At 73.4% G+C, this 17,450-nt stretch carries 16 protein-coding genes; 8 read left to right on the top strand and 8 right to left on the bottom strand.

Annotation, left to right across the window (positions count from 1 at the left end):
- The first annotated feature begins 25 nt into the window (after window positions 1-25).
- The 4 genes from TU31_RS08910 (at window position 26) to TU31_RS37910 (ending at window position 5,118) form a co-directional block, all read left to right on the top strand.
- Window positions 26-682 carry a DJ-1/PfpI family protein gene (locus TU31_RS08910; protein WP_042151505.1) on the top strand — a complete coding sequence of 219 codons (657 nt, stop codon included), beginning with the start codon at window positions 26-28 and terminating at the stop codon, window positions 680-682.
- Window positions 679-1,191: a MarR family winged helix-turn-helix transcriptional regulator gene (locus TU31_RS08905; RefSeq protein ID WP_042151501.1), complete on the top strand. Its 513-nt coding sequence runs from the start codon at window positions 679-681 to the stop codon at window positions 1,189-1,191. The genes TU31_RS08910 and TU31_RS08905 overlap by 4 nt, the downstream gene beginning before the upstream one ends.
- A 138-nt stretch (window positions 1,192-1,329) precedes the next feature.
- Window positions 1,330-3,036, top strand: a complete 1,707-nt coding sequence (locus tag TU31_RS08900) for a serine/threonine-protein kinase (protein WP_078885630.1) — start codon at window positions 1,330-1,332, stop codon at window positions 3,034-3,036.
- Window positions 3,037-3,309: 273 nt separating this feature from the next.
- Window positions 3,310-5,118, top strand: a complete 1,809-nt coding sequence (locus TU31_RS37910) for a serine/threonine-protein kinase (protein WP_042151499.1) — start codon at window positions 3,310-3,312, stop codon at window positions 5,116-5,118.
- Window positions 5,119-5,174: 56 nt separating this feature from the next.
- On the opposite strand, the gene TU31_RS08890 is transcribed toward TU31_RS37910, so the two are convergent.
- Window positions 5,175-6,461 carry an adenylosuccinate synthase gene (locus TU31_RS08890; RefSeq protein WP_042151495.1) on the bottom strand — a complete coding sequence of 429 codons (1,287 nt, stop codon included), beginning with the start codon at window positions 6,459-6,461 and terminating at the stop codon, window positions 5,175-5,177.
- Between the two features lie 206 nt (window positions 6,462-6,667).
- On the opposite strand from TU31_RS08890, the gene TU31_RS08885 reads away from it, so the two are divergent.
- Window positions 6,668-7,645, top strand: a complete 978-nt coding sequence (locus TU31_RS08885) for a diacylglycerol kinase catalytic domain-containing protein (RefSeq protein ID WP_245698456.1) — start codon at window positions 6,668-6,670, stop codon at window positions 7,643-7,645.
- A 15-nt stretch (window positions 7,646-7,660) separates the two neighbouring features.
- On the opposite strand, the gene TU31_RS08880 is transcribed toward TU31_RS08885, so the two are convergent.
- On the bottom strand, window positions 7,661-8,218 hold the full coding sequence (locus TU31_RS08880) for a GbsR/MarR family transcriptional regulator (RefSeq protein WP_042151492.1): 558 nt from the start codon (window positions 8,216-8,218) through the stop codon (window positions 7,661-7,663).
- A 93-nt stretch (window positions 8,219-8,311) separates the two neighbouring features.
- On the opposite strand from TU31_RS08880, the gene TU31_RS08875 reads away from it, so the two are divergent.
- The 3 genes from TU31_RS08875 (at window position 8,312) to TU31_RS08865 (ending at window position 11,637) form a co-directional block, all read left to right on the top strand.
- A complete protein-coding gene (locus tag TU31_RS08875) occupies window positions 8,312-9,259 on the top strand; it encodes an ABC transporter ATP-binding protein (RefSeq protein ID WP_042151488.1) in 948 nt (315 codons plus the stop codon).
- Window positions 9,256-10,896 (top strand): ABC transporter permease, encoded by a 1,641-nt coding sequence (locus TU31_RS08870; RefSeq protein WP_042151485.1) that lies wholly within the window; start codon window positions 9,256-9,258, stop codon window positions 10,894-10,896. The genes TU31_RS08875 and TU31_RS08870 overlap by 4 nt, the downstream gene beginning before the upstream one ends.
- Before the next feature lie 279 nt (window positions 10,897-11,175).
- Window positions 11,176-11,637, top strand: coding sequence for a BP74-related protein (locus TU31_RS08865; protein WP_042151483.1), 462 nt, complete (start codon window positions 11,176-11,178; stop codon window positions 11,635-11,637).
- 65 nt (window positions 11,638-11,702) lie between these two features.
- Here TU31_RS08865 and TU31_RS08860 read toward each other — a convergent pair whose 3' ends face one another.
- The 6 genes from TU31_RS08860 to TU31_RS08835 form a co-directional block, all read right to left on the bottom strand.
- Entirely contained in the window at window positions 11,703-12,359 is a 657-nt protein-coding gene (locus TU31_RS08860; RefSeq protein WP_042151480.1) for a response regulator, read from the bottom strand.
- Window positions 12,356-13,717: a sensor histidine kinase gene (locus TU31_RS08855; RefSeq protein ID WP_052718858.1), complete on the bottom strand. Its 1,362-nt coding sequence runs from the start codon at window positions 13,715-13,717 to the stop codon at window positions 12,356-12,358. The genes TU31_RS08860 and TU31_RS08855 overlap by 4 nt, the downstream gene beginning before the upstream one ends.
- Window positions 13,718-13,799: 82 nt before the next feature.
- Window positions 13,800-14,570, bottom strand: coding sequence for an alpha/beta hydrolase family protein (locus TU31_RS08850; RefSeq protein WP_042151477.1), 771 nt, complete (start codon window positions 14,568-14,570; stop codon window positions 13,800-13,802).
- Window positions 14,567-15,901 carry a kynureninase gene (gene kynU / locus TU31_RS08845; protein WP_181018567.1) on the bottom strand — a complete coding sequence of 445 codons (1,335 nt, stop codon included), beginning with the start codon at window positions 15,899-15,901 and terminating at the stop codon, window positions 14,567-14,569. Before kynU ends, TU31_RS08850 begins: the two co-directional genes overlap by 4 nt.
- Entirely contained in the window at window positions 15,894-16,802 is a 909-nt protein-coding gene (locus tag TU31_RS08840) for a tryptophan 2,3-dioxygenase family protein (RefSeq protein WP_042151475.1), read from the bottom strand. Before TU31_RS08840 ends, kynU begins: the two co-directional genes overlap by 8 nt.
- Before the next feature lie 221 nt (window positions 16,803-17,023).
- On the bottom strand, window positions 17,024-17,437 hold the full coding sequence (locus TU31_RS08835) for a DUF3151 domain-containing protein (RefSeq protein WP_042151473.1): 414 nt from the start codon (window positions 17,435-17,437) through the stop codon (window positions 17,024-17,026).
- Window positions 17,438-17,450: the final 13 nt, after the last annotated feature.

The raw sequence follows: 17,450 nt of genomic DNA, 5'->3' as shown, positions 1-17,450 counted from the left end.
TCCGCCGTCGGCCGAGGGAGCTCTCATGAATCCGCGCACCGTGCATCTCGCCGCCTACGACACGCTTGCGGACTGGGAGTGCGGCCACGCCATCGGCCACCTCCGCAGCGGAAGTTACTTCCGTCCGGCGCAGGGCCCGTACGACGTGGTCACCGTCGCGGCCACCACCGGCGGGCCGGTGACGACCATGGGCGGGCAGCGGATCGTGCCCGGTCTCGCGCTCGACGCCCTGCGCCCCGAGGACAGTGCGCTGCTGATCCTTCCGGGCGCCCAACTGTGGGACTCCGGCGAGGAGTTGCGGGCGTTCGCCGCCAAGGCCCGGGAGTTCCTGGCCGCCGGGGTGCCGGTCGCGGCGATCTGCGGCGCGACCGCGGGGCTGGCCCGGGAAGGACTGCTGGACGACCGGCCGCACACCAGCGGCGCCGCCCCGTACCTCGCCGCCCAGCCCGGCTACCGGGGCGGCGGCCACTACCGCGAGGCCGATGCGGTGCGCGCCGGCGGTCTGATCACCGCGGGGCCGACCGAGCCGGTGGCCTTCGCCCGGGAGATCTTCGCCGAACTCGACGTCATGGAGCCGCGGATCCTCGACGCCTGGTACCGGCTGTTCGCCCGCTCCGACGCCGGTGCCTTCCTCGTTTTGATGACGGCGGGAACGGCCGGCTCCGAGGACGGGTCCGTATGAGCGGGCCCCGGCCCGATGAGTCCCCGGCGCCCGAGGGTCCCCAGGCTCCGGAACTCCTCAGCCGTACCGCCCTTGCCGTCTTCCGGCTCAACGGCCAGTTCCTCTCCGTCGCGGACGGCCTGGCCCGTCCGGCCGGGCTGACCGCGGCCTGGTGGCAGGTCCTGGGCGCCGTGCTGCCCGAGCCGCTGTCCGTCGCCGGTATCGCCCGCGTCATGGGCATCACCCGCCAGAGCGTGCAGCGCATCGCCGACCTCCTGGTGGCCCGCGGCCTGGCCGCCTACCGGCCGAATCCGGCGCACCGCCGCGCCAAACTCCTCACCCCGACCGAGGAGGGCCGGGCCGCCGTCGCCCGGATCGCCCCCGGCCACGAGGAGTTCGCCGCCCGGCTGGACGAACAGCTCGGCGGGGCGGACGGGTTCCGGCGGGTCACGGCGGCGCTGGAGGAGCTGTCGGCGGCGCTGGACGCATTGTCCGGCTCGCCCCAGTCCCCGCCGGACGCCGGGACATAAGGGCCGACGGCCTATGGGGGCGCGGCAGGCGCTGGGTATCCTCCACCGCGGGGGAGCGGGCCGCGGGCAGCACCGGGTGCGGAGGCGTCGGCGTCCACGCGCTCGCGGGGCGGCTTCGGGGGAAAGGGCGACGGGACCATGGAACGGCTGATACGGACGAGGAAGCAGGGCTGGGCCGGGCGGCCCGGGGGGCTGCGGCCGCTGAGGGCGGAGGATCCGGGGCGGATCGGGGACTACCGCCTGCTGGGGCGGCTCGGTGAGGGCGGTATGGGCCGGGTGTTCCTGGCCCGTTCGGACCGTGGGCGTACGGTCGCGGTCAAGCTGGTGCGTGCGGAACTGGCCGGTCAGGAGGAGTTCCGGGCCCGCTTCCGGCGGGAGGTACGGGCCGCGCAGCAGGTCGGCGGGGAGTGGACGGCGCCCGTCCTGGACGCGGACACCGAGGCCAAGACCCCCTGGGTCGCCACGGGATACATCGCGGGCCCCTCGCTCCAGCAGGTCGTCGGCGGCAGCGGCACTCCGCTGCCCGAGCGGAGTGTGCGGATCCTGGCCGCCGGGCTGGCCCGTGCGCTGGGCGCGATCCATGAGGCCGGGATCATCCACCGCGACCTCAAACCGTCCAACGTGCTGCTGACCATCGACGGGCCGCGGGTCATCGACTTCGGTATCGCGCGGGCGCTGGACGCGGTCACCGGCAGCGGGGTGACGCGTACCGGCGCATCGGTCGGCTCGCCGGGCTTCATGTCGCCGGAGCAGGTGCGCGGTGCGCCGCTGACCCCGGCCTGCGATGTCTTCTGCCTCGGGTCCGTCCTGGCCTACGCGGCGACCGGGCGGCAGCCGTTCGGCACGGCCGACAGCATCGCGGCCGCCATGATGTACCGCATCGCCCAGGAGGAGCCGGACCTCTCCGCGGTGCCCGAGGGGCTGCGCGCGCTGGTCTCCGCATGCCTGGCCAAGGATCCGGAACAGCGGCCCACGCCCGCAGAGTTGGTGGCGCAGGCGGACAGCGGGGACGGGCCGGGCGCGGACGGCGAGCCATGGCTGCCGGGGTCGCTGATCGCCCGGCTGGGACGGCATGCCGTGGAGCTGCTGGAGGCGGAGAACCCGCAGGAGCTCAAGGCGGAGGGCGGTGACCGGGCCGGCGCCGCGGCCCCGTCGCCCGTCTCCGAAGCCCCTGGGATGCATGCGCTGCCCACGGCCGTCTCGGGTACCAGCGCGGCGGACCGCACCCCGCCGCCGCCGAGTCCCGTGGCGCCGGGCCCGGCTTCGTACGCGCCGCAGGACTCCCACGGGCAGCACGGCCACGCGGCGGCGGCCCCGGCACCCGCCCCCGCCGCGCCGCCACGCCGCCGCCGGGGTGCCCGGGCCACCCTGGTCACCGCGGTCGCGCTGGCGCTGGCCGGGGCCGGTGCGGTCACCGCCTATGCCGTGCTCAACGACGGCGGTGACGGCGTACGGACGGAGGGCGAAGCCGGCGGTTCCTCCTCGCGGTCCGCCGCGCACGGGAGCCTTCCCGCGGACTACTTGGGCACCTGGGAGACGACGATCGGCGACTCCGCCCTCAATGGCCGGCGCCTGACGCTCACCCAGGGCACGACCGGTGACACCGTGCTGACCATGACGGCGACCGGGGCGGCCTACCGCTGCACCTTCGCGGCCACCCTGACCAGTGCGGGTCCCCCGGTCCGCCTCGGCCCGTCCACGGTGGTGTCCGGGCCGACCGACAGCTGCCTCCCCGGCGAGCCGAGCACCCTGGAGATGGTGGGCGGCACCCTGCGCCGCGTCTCCGACGACGGGAAGGCGCTGTCTTACCACAGGACCGGGGCGCCGGCCGCCAAGTCGGGGTGACGGGGTCCGGGCGGCAACGGCCGCTGCTTCAGGGGGTGTTGGGCGGGGCGACGGCCGCCAGGACGGGATGACGCGGGGTCCGGCGGCTCCCCGGCGCCGGGAGTTCGGCCGTCCCCCCTGGTCACCCGCCCGTCGTTCCCCCGTCACCCCTCGATCGTTCTCCCGTCGTAACGCGCTGTGGGCCGTGGCGCGATCCCGGTCCGCCTAGGCTCGGAGGACGCCTGCTGCCGGGAACGCGTCTCCGGCACGGAACGAAAAGGGGGAGGGTGCCGGATGGACGGCCTGCGCGGGCTGACCGCCGACGATCCGTCGTGGATCGGGGACTACCGGCTGCTCAGCCGTCTCGGCAGTGGCGGGATGGGGCGGGTCTACCTCGCCCGTTCCGAGGGCGGCAGGACTGTCGCCGTGAAGCTGGTGAAGGCCGAACTCGCCGCGGAGGAGGAGTTCCGGGACCGCTTCCGCGCCGAGGTCGCGGCCGCGCGGCGGGTCGGCGGGCGCTGGACCGCGCCGGTGCTGGACGCCGACACCGAGGCCGCGGTCCCCTGGGTCGCCACCGGCTATATCGCGGGCCCCACCCTGAGCCAGGTCGTCGGGTCGTACGTCCGCCAGGGCGACTACGGCCCGCTGCCGGAGGAATCGCTGCGACGGCTGGCGTACGGGCTGGCCTGCGCACTGCGCGACATCCACGGCGTCGGGCTGGTGCACCGCGACCTCAAGCCGTCCAACGTCCTGCTCACCATCGACGGGCCGCGGGTCATCGACTTCGGGATCGCGCGGGCCCTGGACGCGGTCGGGGAGCAGACCCAGACGCGGGCCGGCACGGTGGTCGGCTCGCCCAGCTTCATGTCGCCCGAGCAGGTCCAGGGGCACCGCGTCGGCCCGGCCAGCGATGTGTTCTGCGTGGGCTCGGTGCTGGCGTACGCGGCCACCGGGCGGCAGCCGTTCGGCAACCCCGCTTCGGGCGTGCACGCGGTGATGTTCAAGATCGCGCAGGAGGAGCCCGACCTGGCCGCGGCACCGGACGGGATCCGCGGGCTGATCCTGGACTGCCTGGCCAAGGATCCGGCGGCGCGGCCCACCCCCGGGGAGCTCGCCGAGCGCCTCGGGCCGGCGCCCGGCGGCCGGTCGGCCGCTCCCTGGCTGCCGGCCGAGCTGATCGCGCGCCTGGGGCAGCACGCCGTCCTCCTCCTGGACACCGACACCCCGCCCGGAGGCCAGGCGCCGACGGTGGTGACCACCAGGGTCGCGCCCGGTCCGGCAGTGCCCTTGCCCACCGCGACCGAGCGGCGCCGCCGCCGTCGATGGCTTCCCGTCATCGCCACCGCCGTGTTCGCGGCCGCCACGGCCACCGCCGCGGTGCCGCTGCTGAGCGAGGGCGCGGGCGCCGAGGACAGCGCGTCCGACATCCCGGCCGGCTATATCGGCACCTGGTCGGGGCCGGTGCTGCGGGACGGGGAACCCACCGGGCAGCAGCGGCGGTTCGTGATCACCCATGGCAAGGTCGGCGAGGTGGTCGCGAACAGCACCAGCCTCGGCGCGACCTACGAATGCCGCAGCGACGGCAAGCTGGTGTCCGTGACCCGGCAGGACGGGCACCCTGCGCTGCGGCTGGACACCACGGTCGTCCGGTCCGTGCCGGCCGGCCGCTGCGCCGCGCTGGGCGAACACACCCTGGCGGAGGGCGCCGCCGGCACCCTGACCTGGGCCGCGGCCGGGCGCACCGCAACCCTGCACCGCGTCGCCCCGTCCGACGGCACCGTCCCGGAGGGCTTCCTCGGCACCTGGCGGCGGCCGAACGACGACGGCTACGGCAGCCAGCAGCTGACCGTCCAGCCGGCCCCGGCGGGCAGCAGGGTCCTCACCAGCGTCGTCGTGGGCCGCGGCGGCCGCTGCACCGCACACGCCGACCTCTACGCGTCCGAGGGCGGCAAGCTGACCGTCGGCCCGTCGGTCGTCGACCGGGCCGCGCCCGGCTGCTCACCGAGCAGCACCTCCGTGCTCAGCCTGGGCGGCGACGGCACCCTGCACCGCGAGTTCCTGGGCGACGACAAACAGCCGCGCGGCTACTCCAGGGTGAAGTAGCCGCGCGGCTGTTGCTGCGGTGTTCCGGGGGACCGCGGAGGTCCCCCGGAGGTGTCCTACGACAGGAACGAGTTGATCTCGATCGTCTCGTCGCGGCCGGGGCCGACGCCGATGGCGGAGATCGGGGCGCCGGACATCTCCTCCAGCGCCTTGACGTACGCCTGGGCGTTCTTGGGGAGGTCCGCGAAGGTCTTGGCCTTGGTGATGTCCTCGGACCAGCCCGGCAGCATCTCGTAGACCGGCTTGGCGTGGTGGAAGTCGGTCTGCGAGTACGGCAGCTCCTCGACGCGCTTGCCGTCGATCTCGTACGCGACACAGACCGGGATCTGCTCCCAGCCGGTGAGCACGTCGAGCTTGGTGAGGAAGAAGTCGGTCAGACCGTTGACGCGGGTGGCGTAGCGGGCGATGACCGCGTCGAACCAGCCGCAGCGGCGGTCCCGGCCGGTGGTGACACCGCGCTCGCCGCCGATGCGGCGCAGCGCCTCGCCGTCCTCGTCGAAGAGCTCGGTCGGGAACGGACCGGCGCCGACGCGCGTCGTATAGGCCTTGAGGATGCCGATGACGCGGCTGATCTTCGTGGGACCGACGCCCGCACCCGTGCAGGCGCCGCCCGCGGTCGGGTTCGAGGACGTGACGAAGGGGTACGTGCCGTGGTCGATGTCCAGCAGCGTGCCCTGGCCGCCCTCGAAGAGCACGACCTTGTCGTCGTCGAGCGCCTTGTTGAGGATCAGGGTGGTGTCGGCGACATAGCCCTTGATCTGGTCGGCGTAGCCCAGCAGCTCCTCGACGACCTGGCCGGCCTCGATGGCGCGGCGGTTGTAGAGCTTGGTGAGCAGCTGGTTCTTGACGTCGAGCGCCGCCTCGACCTTCTGCTCCAGGATCGACTCGTCGTAGAGGTCCTGGACCCGGATGCCGACGCGGTTGATCTTGTCGGCGTAGGTCGGGCCGATGCCGCGGCCGGTGGTGCCGATCTTCCGCTTGCCGAGGAACCGTTCCGTCACCTTGTCGACGGTGATGTTGTACGGCGTGATCAGATGCGCGTTACCACTGAGCAGCAGCTTGGACGTGTCGACGCCGCGCTCGTTGAGTCCGCTCAGCTCGGAGAGCAGGACCGCCGGGTCCACGACGACGCCGTTGCCGATGACCGGGGTGCACCCCGGCGAGAGGATTCCGGAAGGGAGAAGGTGCAGTGCGTACTTCTGGTCGCCGACGACGACCGTGTGGCCGGCGTTGTTGCCGCCCTGGTAGCGCACCACATAGTCCACGGATCCACCGAGCAGGTCGGTGGCCTTTCCCTTGCCCTCATCACCCCACTGAGCACCGAGCAGCACAAGTGCGGGCACAGGCGTACACCCCTTCCGGGCGGGGCATGTCCAACGTGCGTGGATGGCGTCGGCGTGCCTGTTCACGCGTACGTCATCACTGGAGCCGTCGGACCGGTGCCCCGGAATAGACGAAGCCCCTGGCGCAATAGCGCAAGGGGCTCTTGCACCGAGATGCTACCTGAGGAAGGACCGAGGTGTCGGCGCAGCCTTCTGGGCACTCTCCCGTGGACTCCGTTCGGGGGTACCCCCTGCTCGTGGTCATCGACCCGGTCGCCCGCAGTACGGACGGCGAGTCCGTGCGGATCGCGAAGGATGTCCTGTGCGCGGGCGCGGGAGCGAAAATCTGCCTGCCGGAGGGACCGGAGGAATTCGGGCGGATGCTCGCCCGGCGCGGCCACCGGCGGCCGGTGGTGATCGGTGACGACCGGACGCTGCTGCGGGTGGTGGGCCTGCTGCACAAGGAACGCGAGCTGGCCGCGGTGCCGCTGTCGATGGTCCCGGTGGGGGCGCCGCCCGCGGTCGCGCTGAGCCGCGCGCTGGGCGTCCCCACGGACACGGTGGCCGCCGCGCGGGCCGTCCTGGACGGCGGGGAGCGGCCGATGGATCTGCTCACGGACGACAGCGACGGCATCGTGCTGGGCGGCCTGCGCATCCCCTGCGGGAGTGCGGCGACCCGGCTGGGGCACGGGGCGTATGTGCCGGCTCCGGCGCCGCCGCCGGCCCCCGTGGACCCGGCCGAGGCCCTGGGCGGCCGGGGCGGTCTGGCGGACGGCCTGGACGGGCCCCGGCCGTGGTGGAAGCCGGCCGCCAAGACGGCCCGTACGGCGCTGGCGATGCTGGCCGCGCCGGCGGCCGGACTGGGCGCCCGGCGGGGCCGGGTGCCGGGGCAGCGGCTGCGGATCGAGGCGGACGGGGTGCTGCTGGCGGATCTGGACCGGCCGGTGCGCGGGGTGTCGGTGGTGCCCGGCGGACGGACCGGGGCGGAGGAGCCGCGGACGGGCACCGCGGACGGCCGTGAGCTGGCCGAGGTCGTGGTGCACTGGCCGGGCGGCGGCCGGCCGGTGCGGGCCCGGGCGCGGGCGGTGACGGTGTCCGGCGCGGACTTCCACTACCGGGCGGACGCGCTGGTCGGCGGGCCGGTCAGGACCCGTACGTGGACCGTGCAGCCGGCCGCCTGGCGGCTACAGCTGCCGCGGGGCTGAGCACCGGCCCGCGGCTCAGCGGCCGGCGCCTTCCAGGTCGGCCCGCAGCTGGTCGCGGTGCTCGCGCCAGCGCTGGAGCAGCCCGGTGAGCTCCTTCTGGAGGAACTCGAAGAAGATCAGCGTCTCGGCGATCCGGCGGCCGGCCGGGGAGTCCTCGCCGAGGCTGTCGACGCCCTCGCGCAGGGTGCCCTCCCAGCGGGTGAGGACGTTGTCCCGGCGGGCCAGCGCCTCGTACCACTGATCGCTGTGCACGCGGTAGCGGTCGCGGCGGGAGCCGGGCTCGCGTTCCCGGCTGACCATGTCGACCTGGGAGAGGTAGCGGATCGCGCCGGAGACGGCGGCCGGGCTGACCTGGAGGCGCTCGCCGAGTTCGGCGGAGGTCAGCACACCGGAGTCGGAGGCCAGCAGACAGGCGAAGACCCGGGCGGACATCCGCTGCATCCCGGCGTCGACGAGCTGCGAGGCGAACCGCTCGACGAACTGCGAGACCGCTCCGTCGTCGCGGGTGTCCTCGCCGCCGTCCTGGCGGGCGTCGTCGGTCCGGTGCGCACTCTGCTGTGGCTGCTCGCTCATATCCGCATCATCTCCCCTGTTCAGAGCCTCCCACCCAAGTTTATACGGTTTCTTAACTTCACAAATTTGTGAATCTAGCGTACCTTCCAAAACATGACCAAGGCAATCACTCCCGCCCCCGCGATCCGGGTCGACGGTCTCCGCAAGTCCTTCGGCCGCGCCCGTGCGCTGGACGGCCTCGATCTCCAGGTGTCGGCCGGTGAGGTGCACGGCTTCCTCGGCCCCAACGGCGCGGGCAAGTCCACGACCATCCGCGTGCTGCTCGGCCTGCTGCGCGCCGACGGCGGCACGGCCCGGCTGCTGGGCAAGGACCCCTGGCAGGACGCCGTCGAGCTGCACCGCCGGATCGCGTATGTGCCGGGTGATGTGACCCTGTGGCGCAATCTGTCCGGCGGCGAGGTCATCGACCTCTACGGCCGGCTGCGCGGAGGGCTGGATGCCGCGCGCCGGGCCGAGCTCCTGGAGCGGTTCGAACTCGACCCCACCAAGAAGGGGCGGACCTACTCCAAGGGCAACCGTCAGAAGGTCGCCCTGGTCGCCGCCTTCGCCTCCGACGTCGACCTGCTCATCCTCGACGAGCCGACCTCCGGGCTCGATCCGCTGATGGAGGAGGTCTTCCAGAGCTGTGTCGCCGAGGAGCGCGACCGGGGCCGTACGGTCCTGCTCTCCAGCCATGTGCTGTCCGAGGTCGAGGCGCTCTGCGACCGCGTGAGCATCATCCGCAAGGGACGGACCGTCGAATCCGGCTCCCTGGGCGAGCTGCGGCATCTGACCCGCACCTCGGTCACCGCCGAACTCACCGGCCCGCCCAACGGGCTGGCCACGCTCCCGGGCGTCCACGGCCTGTCCAGCCGGCCGCTCCCGGGGAGCCAGGGCCACCGCGTCCGCCTCCAGGTCGACACCGACAAGCTCGACGCCGTACTCCGCTCGCTCGGCACCTCCGGCGTCCGCAGCCTCACCAGCACCCCGCCCACCCTGGAAGAGCTCTTCCTGCGGCACTACCAGGACGACGCCCGCACCGCCGGGGCGGTCGCGCGATGACCGCCGTGACCGCGGCCCCGCCCGCCCGCGCCGTCCGCCCCCGCCATCTGGCGGGCACCGGAACCCTGTTGCGCCTCGCACTGCGCCGCGACCGGATGATGATCCCGGCCTGGGTACTGGCCCTGGGCCTGTCCGTCTCCGGTATGGGCGCGTCCTTCGAGGCGGTCTACGACACCGCCGCCCAGCGCGCCGGACTGGCTGCCTCGATGAACCACAACGGCTCGATGCGCGCACTGTACGGGCCGGTCTTCAGCGACTCCGTCGGCGGCCTGGTCGCCTGGCGGATGGCCGGCTTCGGTGCCGTCCTCGCCGCGGTGATGAGCCTGCTGATCGTGGTCCGGCACACCCGCGAAGAGGAGGAGACGGGCCGTCAGGAACTGCTCTCCGCCGCCGTGGTGGGCCGCCGGGCACCGCTGACCGCGGCGCTGCTGACCGCCCTGCTCGCCAACGCCCTGCTGGCGGCGCTGATCGCGGGCGGATCGGCGCTGTCCGGCCGGCCGGCCGCCGGTTCGCTCGCGCTCGGCCTGGCCCTCGGCGGCACCGGCACGCTCTTCGCCGCCCTGGCCGCCGTCGCCGCCCAACTCACCGAGAGCGCACGGCTGGCCAAGGGGCTGACCGGCGCGGTCCTGGGCCTCGCCTTCGCGGTGCGCGCCGCGGGCGACGCCGCGACGGACGGGGCCGGCTCCCCGCTCACCTGGGCCTCCCCGGTCGGCTGGTCGGAGAACCTCCGCCCGTACGCCGGCGAACGCTGGTGGGTCCTCCTGCTCTTCCTCGCGGCGACCGCCCTGGCCGCCTTGGCCGCCTACGCCCTGACCGCCCGCCGCGACCTCGGGATGAGCTTCCTGCCCGCCCGTCCCGGACCGGCCGTCGCACCGCGGTCCCTGAGCGGCCCCTTGGGCCTGGCCTGGCGCCTCCAGCGGACCACCCTGCTGGGCTGGACGGCCGGCTTCCTGGGCGTCGGCGCGCTGTTCGGCGGGATCGCCAAGGGCGCCGCCGACCTGGTCGGCGACAATCAGCAGACCCGCGAGATCGTCGAGCGGATGGGCGGCCAACAGGGCCTGGCCGAGGCCTTCCTGGCCACCATGACCGGGCTGCTCGGCATGGTCGCGGCGCTCTATGCGGCCGGTGCGGTGCTCCGGCTGCGCGGTGAGGAGACCGGGGAGCGCGCGGAGCCGGTGCTGGCGGGCGCGGTGAGCCGGCTCCGCTGGGCCGGCAGCCATCTGGCGCTCGCGTACGGGGGCACCGTCGTCATCCTGGCCTCCGGCGGACTGGCCCTGGGTCTGACCTACGGCCTCTCGGTCGACGACCCCGGCGGCCAACTGGGCCCGGTGCTGACCGCGGCGCTCTCCCAGGTCCCGGCGGTCTGGACGCTCACCGGTCTGGCGGTCCTCGTCTACGGCCTGTTCCCGAAGGCCACCCCCGCCGTCTGGGCACTCGTCGGCGGCTGCCTGGCCCTCGGCTGGCTCGGCCCCTCGCTCAAGTTCCCCGCGTGGGCGATGAATCTCTCGCCGTACAGCCATCTCCCGAAGCTGCCCGGCGCCGACGCCACCGCCGCCCCGTTCCTCTGGCTGCCGGCGCTGGCCGTCCTCTTCGCCGCCGTGGGCCTGGTGGGCGTGCGGCGGCGGGACGTCGGCTGATTCCCCCGGCGGCCCGTCGTCCCACGGCCGGCCGCCCCGGAAGACGTGCGCCGTCGGAGCTGTAGCGGACTCCGGCGGCGCACTGCCGGGTGCGCGGTGAGCGGCCCCGCACTGTCCACAGCTTGTGGATACAGCACATGCCGTGACCAATCGCCAGTCACTGTTCGCCATTTCACCTGGCGGTGTGTTAACTCGCAGTAACTCTAGAGCACTTGGTGACCGACCCGTTACTTTCCGTGCGCACGGTCGTGACCACGACCCGCGGCACCGGAGGGGTTCATGCGACGTATCACCACCAAGCTCGGCATTCTCGCGGCAGCGGCACTGCTCGCCGTCACGGTGGCCGGACCGGCCCAGGGAAAGCAGACCAGCGACGCCGGGCGCACCGGCGCCGAAGCGGCGGCCTACTTCGTGATGACCGATGTCAGCCGCGCGGAGTTCGTCATCAAGATCACCGACCCGCGCAAGATCCAGCACGCCCGGGATCTGCTGAGCGGTGCGACCAGCTCCGAGCCTCATGTCGTCGGCCGGATCGACAAGCGCACCGCCCCGTACAACTGGCGCTGGAGCTTCCATCTCCGCCCGGAGACCATCGACTTCTTCGACTTCGCCATCGAGGTCTGTGACGCCACCACGCCCTACGTCGAGGACCATCTGGACGAGGCCGGCGGCCCCTTCCTGCCCGGACTGGTCTGGTGCCCCTGGAGCTCGAAGCTGGTACGGGAGATCCCCCAGCCGTAAGACGGCGTACCGGGCCGCCGGCCGGGGCTCCCCCGCCGGCGGCCCGCGCGCGTCCTGCCCGGGGCTCAGCCCCCCGGCGTCACCAGCCGCGCCTCGTACGCGAACACCGCTGCCTGGGTGCGGTCGCGCAGCCCCAGCTTCACCAGGATGCGGCTGACATGCGTCTTCACCGTCGACTCGGCGACCACCAGATGCTCGGCGATCTCCCCGTTCGACAGGCCCTGGGCGACCAGCACCAGAACCTCGGTCTCCCGCTCCGTGAGATCGGCGATCCGCTCCTGGGCCGGGGCGCGGGGAGTGCCGAGGCGGGAGAACTCGGAGATCAGGCGCTTGGTGACGGTCGGGGCGAGCAGCGCCTCGCCGGAGGCGACGATACGGACGCCCTCGGCGAGCTGGCCGGCCGAGGCGTCCTTGAGAAGGAAGCCGCTGGCCCCGGAACGCAGCGCCTGGTAGACGTATTCGTCCAGGTCGAAGGTGGTCAGCACGAGGACCTTGGCGCCCTCGTCGGCGGCCACGATCTCGCGGGTCGCCTCCAGGCCGTTCATCTCCGGCATCCGGATGTCCATCAGGACGACATCGGGCTTGAGGACGGCGACCTTGCGCACCGCCTCCCGGCCGTCGACCGCCTCCCCGATGACCTCGATGTCCGGCATGGCGTTGAGCAGGACCGAGAAGCCCTCCCGGACCATCACCTGGTCGTCGACGATCAATACCCGGATCATGACCGGTTTCCCCCCGTCTTGGTCTGCCCCGCCGTGTTCGCCACCGGGATGAACGCCGCGACCTCGAAGCCGCCGTCCTCGGTGTGGTCGGCCGTCATCTCGCCGCCCAGCATTTGTACCCGCTCGCGCATTCCCAGCACGCCGTGCCCCGCCCCCGGGGACGGCTTGGCCAGCCGGCTCGGCGCACCGTTGACGATCCGTACGCCCAGCCCGCCGAGCACATACGAGATCTCCACCCGGGCCTCGGCGCCCGGTGAGTGCCGCAGCGCGTTGCTCAGCCCCTCCTGCACGATCCGGTACGCGGACAGCTCGACGCCCTGCGGCAGCGGCCGGGGCGAACCGGTGACCACGGCCTCGACGACCAACCCGGCGCCGCGGACGCTGTCGAGCAGCGAGTCGAGGTTGCCCAGGCTGGGCTGCGGGGCCTCCGGGTCGGCCTCGGCGAAGGCGTCCGGGTCAGCGGAGCGCACCACGCCGAGGATGCGGCGCAGCTCGGCGAGCGCGGCGACGGCGTTCTCCCGGATCGTCGCGAAGGACGTGGCGAGCTCGGGCGGGGTGTCCTTGACGCGGTAGGGCGCCGCCTCGGCCTGGATGGCGATGACGGACATGTGGTGGGCGACCACGTCGTGCAGCTCGCGGGCGATCAGGGCCCGCTCCTCCAGGAGCGTGCGCCGGGTGCGCTCCGCCTCGGTGACGGTCTGCGTCCTGACGACCTGTTGGCGCTCCTCGCGCCAGGCACGGACCGCGGCGGCGGAGATCAGAACCACTCCGCAGAAGACCGCCACCGGCGGCACATCGCCCGGGTCCGCGCCGGTGAGTACCGTCAGGACCGCCGCCACGGCAAAGGTGACCAGCCACATCTCCATGGCCAGCCGCGGCCGGGTGCGCAGCACCACGAGGACCATCACGATGACGTGGGTGGTGAAGGCGCCGTTCGAGAAGAGGTTGGCGTACGGGGAGTCCGCCTCGGCGAACCCCCCCACAACGAACGCGGCCAACGACAGCCAGTAGGCGCCGACCGGGCGGAAGAGGGTGAGCATCGGCGGCACGGCGAGCAGCAGGGAGAAGCCGGCGGCCACCATGCCGTGCAGCGGTCCGGGGCCGGAGCTGGCCAGGTCCACCAGGAAGACGAAAGCCGAGAAGAAGCCGACGGTCACATGCGGCAGCCAGCGCGCCCAGCGTCGCAGCCGCTCGGGCAGCCACGGCACCCACCGGGAGATCTTGGCATCTTCCAGTGGGGGCAGCGGGCGGAAGGCGAAGGCGTCGACGAACAGGTCCTGGCGCAGCCGGTGCAGCACGCCATGGGCTATCCGTGCCTCCGAGTGCAGGGAGCCCTGCGTCTGGGTCGTCTCGTTCACGCTGACAACGGTAAGCAACGGCGGACCCCCGGGCGTCCCCACCAGTGGGGATCTGCGGGGATCCGCCTCAAGTACTACATGGTCAGCTCAGGCAACCGACAAGTGTGTGACAGCTGGGACTGCCGGGAGTGATGGGGGCGTAGTGGCCGACGCCGGGCAGCTCGCGCAGCTCCGTGCTGCCGGGATGCCGCGCGGCATAGCGGCGGGAGAGGTCCACCGGGACCTCCGGGTCCTCGGTGCCGTGCAGGATCGTGACCGGGATGCCCGACGGCGGATGGCGCACCGGGTCGGCCGCGGCGAGGCGTTCCGCGCGGCCGGGGGCGTCGCCCAGCAGCTCGGCGACCGCGCCGTCGCTCAGCCCCAGCTCATGGGCGCGGGCGAGATCGGCGACCGGTGCGACCGCGAGGACGCGGGTCACCGGGGTGCCGGGGCGGGCGGCGGCGAGCAGCGCGAGATGGCCGCCCGCGGAGTGCCCGACCAGGACCACGCCGGGGTCCGCCGCGGTCTTCGCCAGGGCCGTGTGGGCGGCCCCGACGGCCGCCGTGACGTCCTCGAACGTCTGCGGCGCCCCGCCGCCCGCGCCGACCCTGCGGTACTCGGCCAGCGCGACCGGCATCCCGTGCCCGGCCAGCTCGGCGGCGAGCGGCGAGAGATGGCGCCGGTCGTAGGCCGCGCGCCAGAACCCGCCGTGCAGCAGGACGACCAGCGGGCCGCGGGCCGCCCGCCCGCCGTCGCCCGCCCGCGGCTCGTAGATGTCGACGATCTGGTCCGGATGCGGCCCGTAGGCCACCGTCCGGTCCGGCGCCACCGGGGCGAGCCCCAGCAGCGCCGGTTCCTCGTCCGCCACCCTCACCCGGCGGCCCCGGACTCCACATCCGGCAGCGCCCCCAGCACCTCACCGAGCACCCGGGCCGCCCGCTCCGCGTCCGCGAAGGAGGTGTAGAGCGGGGTGAAGCCGAAGCGCAGCACATCGGGGTGGCGGAAGTCGCCGACCACCCCGCGCCGGATCAGCTCGTCCATCACCTCGCCGGCGAGCGGGGTGCCGCCCTGCCGGTCCGCGGCGAGCTTGGGAGAGCACGCCAGCGACACCTGGCTGCCGCGCCACTGATGGTCGGACGGGGTGAGGGAACGCACCCGGCCCGGCGGCACATAGGCCGCCACACACTCCAGGAAGAAGTCGGTCAGCGCGAGGCTCTTGGCGCGCACCTCCTCGATGGCCACCCCGTCCCAGGCCTCCAGCGCCGCCTCCAGGGCGAGCAGCGAGAGGATGTCGGGGGTGCCGACCCGGCCGCGCAGAATGCCGTCGGCCGGTTCGTAGGACGGGTCCATGGCGAACGGCTCGGCATGCGAGTTCCAGCCCGGCAGCGGCGATTCGAACCGCTCCTGGAGGCTCTCGCGGATGTAGAGGTACGCGGGCGCACCCGGGCCGCCGTTGAGGTACTTGTACGTACAGCCGACGGCGAGATCGACATGGTGCGCATCGAGGCCGACCGGCAGCGCACCGGCACTGTGGCACAGGTCCCAGACGGCGAGCGCGCCCGCGGAGTGCAGCGCGTGCGTGATGCCGGGCAGGTCGTTGAGCCGGCCGGTGCGGTAGTCGACGTGGTTGACCAGCGCCAGCGCGGTCCGCTCGGTGACCTCGTCGGCGATCCGCGCGGGCTCGACCGGGCGTACCGCGAGGCCGGTCATCCGGGCCGCGGAGCGGGCGATATAGCCGTCGGTCGGGAACGTGGTGGCATCGACGAGGATCTCCGTGCAGCCCTTGCCGGCCATCCGGACGCCGCCGATCACGGCCTTGAAGATGTTGACGCTGGTCGAGTCGCCGACCACCACCCGGCCCGGACCCGCCCCGATCAGCGGGGCGATCTTGTCGCCGATCCGCTCGGGCGCGGTCCACCAGCCGGACTCGTTCCAGGAACGGATCCGCAGCCGGCCCCATTCGCGGGTGATGACATCGGCTATGCGGTCGGCGACCCCGCGGGGCAGCACCCCGAGGGAGTTGCCGTCCAGGTAGACGTCCGTGTCGCCGGACGCGTGATCGGGCGCGGGGTCCAGGACGAAGCGTTCGCGAACCGCGGCGAGCGGATCGGCGGCGTCCAACTCCGCGGCGCGCACGGCCTGTTCACGGTCCCCGGAGGGCTCGATGCGGCCGGTGGCCTCGGGGAATTCGGGGGTCTCAGACATGGCTTCGCGCCGTCCACAGCTCGGGGAAGACGTTCTTGCGGGCCCGCTTCTCCAGCCAGGCCACCCCCGCGGAACCCCCGGTACCCATCTTCGCTCCCATCGCCCGCCACGTCGCGATCAGGTGGTCGTTGCGCCAGCGCATGACCAGCTCGCCCACATCGGTCAACACCTCGCCGAGCCGGACCAGCTCGGACTCCTGCGAACCGGCGTAGATCTCGGCCCAGACGGCCTCGACGGCCGGATCCGGTTCGTAACGCAGCGCCGGGTCCCGCTCCAGCACGGCCTCGGGGACCGCCCAGCCGCGCCGGGCGAGCATCCGCAGCACCTCGTCCCACAGGCTCGGCTCCTGGAGGGCCTTCGCCAGCTCGGCGTGCTCCCTCGGCGCGCCCCGGTGCGGCACCAGCATGGACGCGGACTTCTCGCCCAGCAGGAACTCCATCCGCCGGTACATCGCCGACTGGAAGCCGGAGCCCTCGCCGAGCGCGCTGCGGTAGGCGTTGAACTGCGCCGGGGTCAGCCGGGCCAGCGGCTTCCAGGCGGCGTTCAGCGCCTCCAGCTCGTACGCGGAGCGGCGCAGCGCCGCCATCGCCACCGGCAGATCGTCGCGGCGCAGCGCCTCGGCGGCGGTACGCCACTCATGGACGATGACCGTGAACCACAGCTCCATGACCTGGGTGGTGACCAGGAAGACCATCTCGCCGGGGTCTTCGGAGAGCGGGTGCTGTAGATGGGTGAGGACGCCCGCCTGGACATAGTCCTCGTACGGGGTCGTGCTGCTGCTGCCGATGCCCAGATCCGGGGCGAACGGCGGGTCCGACTCGGCGGTGCCGGCCGATACGGGACACCCGGCGGGTGCGGTCGATCCGCGGTCCGGGGGTTCGATGGGAGACGGCTGCGACATGAGGGACTCCTCAGGTGCGAACTACCGGGTAGCGGTCCGCCCCTTCCTTGTCGGCTCGGGAGCCCCGGTCCCCTCGGGCGCGGGATGGCCCGGCCCACTGAAATCATCGGTGCTGGGCAGCGACCGCGCAAGGGCCGGCCGCGATCACGGCCGGCCCGTTGACCTGGGCGCTCCCCGGCGGGAGCGCGGACGGCCCCGGCGCGGGGCCCGTCGGCCGCCCGTCAGGAGAGGGTGTCGGCCGCGGTCGGCGAGGAGTCCCGCAGGAAGGTCGTGCAGCGCTCGTACTCGTCCTGCTCGCCGATCGACTGGGCGGCGCGGGCGAGGGCGTGCAGCGCCCGGAGGAAGCCCCGGTTGGGCTCGTGCTCGAAGGGCACCGGGCCGTGGCCCTTCCAGCCGGCCCGGCGCAGCGAGTCCAGGCCGCGGTGGTAGCCGGTGCGGGCGTAGGCGTACGACTCGACGACCCGGCCTCCCTCGAACGCGTCGTCCGCGAGCTGCGCCCAGGCCAGGGACGAGGTCGGGTACTTCGCGGCGACATCGGACGGTGCCGTGCCCGCGGCGAGCAGTTCGCGGGGCTCGGGATCGTCGGGCAGATGGGTCGGGGGCGGGCCCCCGAGGAGGTTTTCGTGAATGGGCATGGGTCCAGTTTGC

This window comes from Streptomyces lydicamycinicus (assembly GCF_000829715.2).
Taxonomy (GTDB): Bacteria; Actinomycetota; Actinomycetes; order Streptomycetales; family Streptomycetaceae; genus Streptomyces; species Streptomyces lydicamycinicus.
Note: the sequence above shows the minus strand (reverse complement) of the source record. Positions and strands in the feature narration are given on the sequence as shown.

Excerpts from the sequence above, each read along its gene's own strand:
- TU31_RS08910 (WP_042151505.1), top strand. The coding sequence starts at position 26 with ATGAATCCGCGCACCGTGCATCTCGCCGCCTACGACACGCTTGCGGAC.
- TU31_RS08905 (WP_042151501.1), top strand. The coding sequence starts at position 679 with ATGAGCGGGCCCCGGCCCGATGAGTCCCCGGCGCCCGAGGGTCCCCAG.
- TU31_RS08900 (WP_078885630.1), top strand. The coding sequence starts at position 1,330 with ATGGAACGGCTGATACGGACGAGGAAGCAGGGCTGGGCCGGGCGGCCC.
- TU31_RS37910 (WP_042151499.1), top strand. The coding sequence starts at position 3,310 with ATGGACGGCCTGCGCGGGCTGACCGCCGACGATCCGTCGTGGATCGGG.
- TU31_RS08880 (WP_042151492.1), bottom strand. The coding sequence starts at position 8,218 with ATGAGCGAGCAGCCACAGCAGAGTGCGCACCGGACCGACGACGCCCGC.
- TU31_RS08875 (WP_042151488.1), top strand. The coding sequence starts at position 8,312 with ATGACCAAGGCAATCACTCCCGCCCCCGCGATCCGGGTCGACGGTCTC.
- TU31_RS08870 (WP_042151485.1), top strand. The coding sequence starts at position 9,256 with ATGACCGCCGTGACCGCGGCCCCGCCCGCCCGCGCCGTCCGCCCCCGC.
- TU31_RS08865 (WP_042151483.1), top strand. The coding sequence starts at position 11,176 with ATGCGACGTATCACCACCAAGCTCGGCATTCTCGCGGCAGCGGCACTG.
- TU31_RS08860 (WP_042151480.1), bottom strand. The coding sequence starts at position 12,359 with ATGATCCGGGTATTGATCGTCGACGACCAGGTGATGGTCCGGGAGGGC.
- kynU (WP_181018567.1), bottom strand. The coding sequence starts at position 15,901 with ATGTCTGAGACCCCCGAATTCCCCGAGGCCACCGGCCGCATCGAGCCC.
- TU31_RS08840 (WP_042151475.1), bottom strand. The coding sequence starts at position 16,802 with ATGTCGCAGCCGTCTCCCATCGAACCCCCGGACCGCGGATCGACCGCA.
- TU31_RS08835 (WP_042151473.1), bottom strand. The coding sequence starts at position 17,437 with ATGCCCATTCACGAAAACCTCCTCGGGGGCCCGCCCCCGACCCATCTG.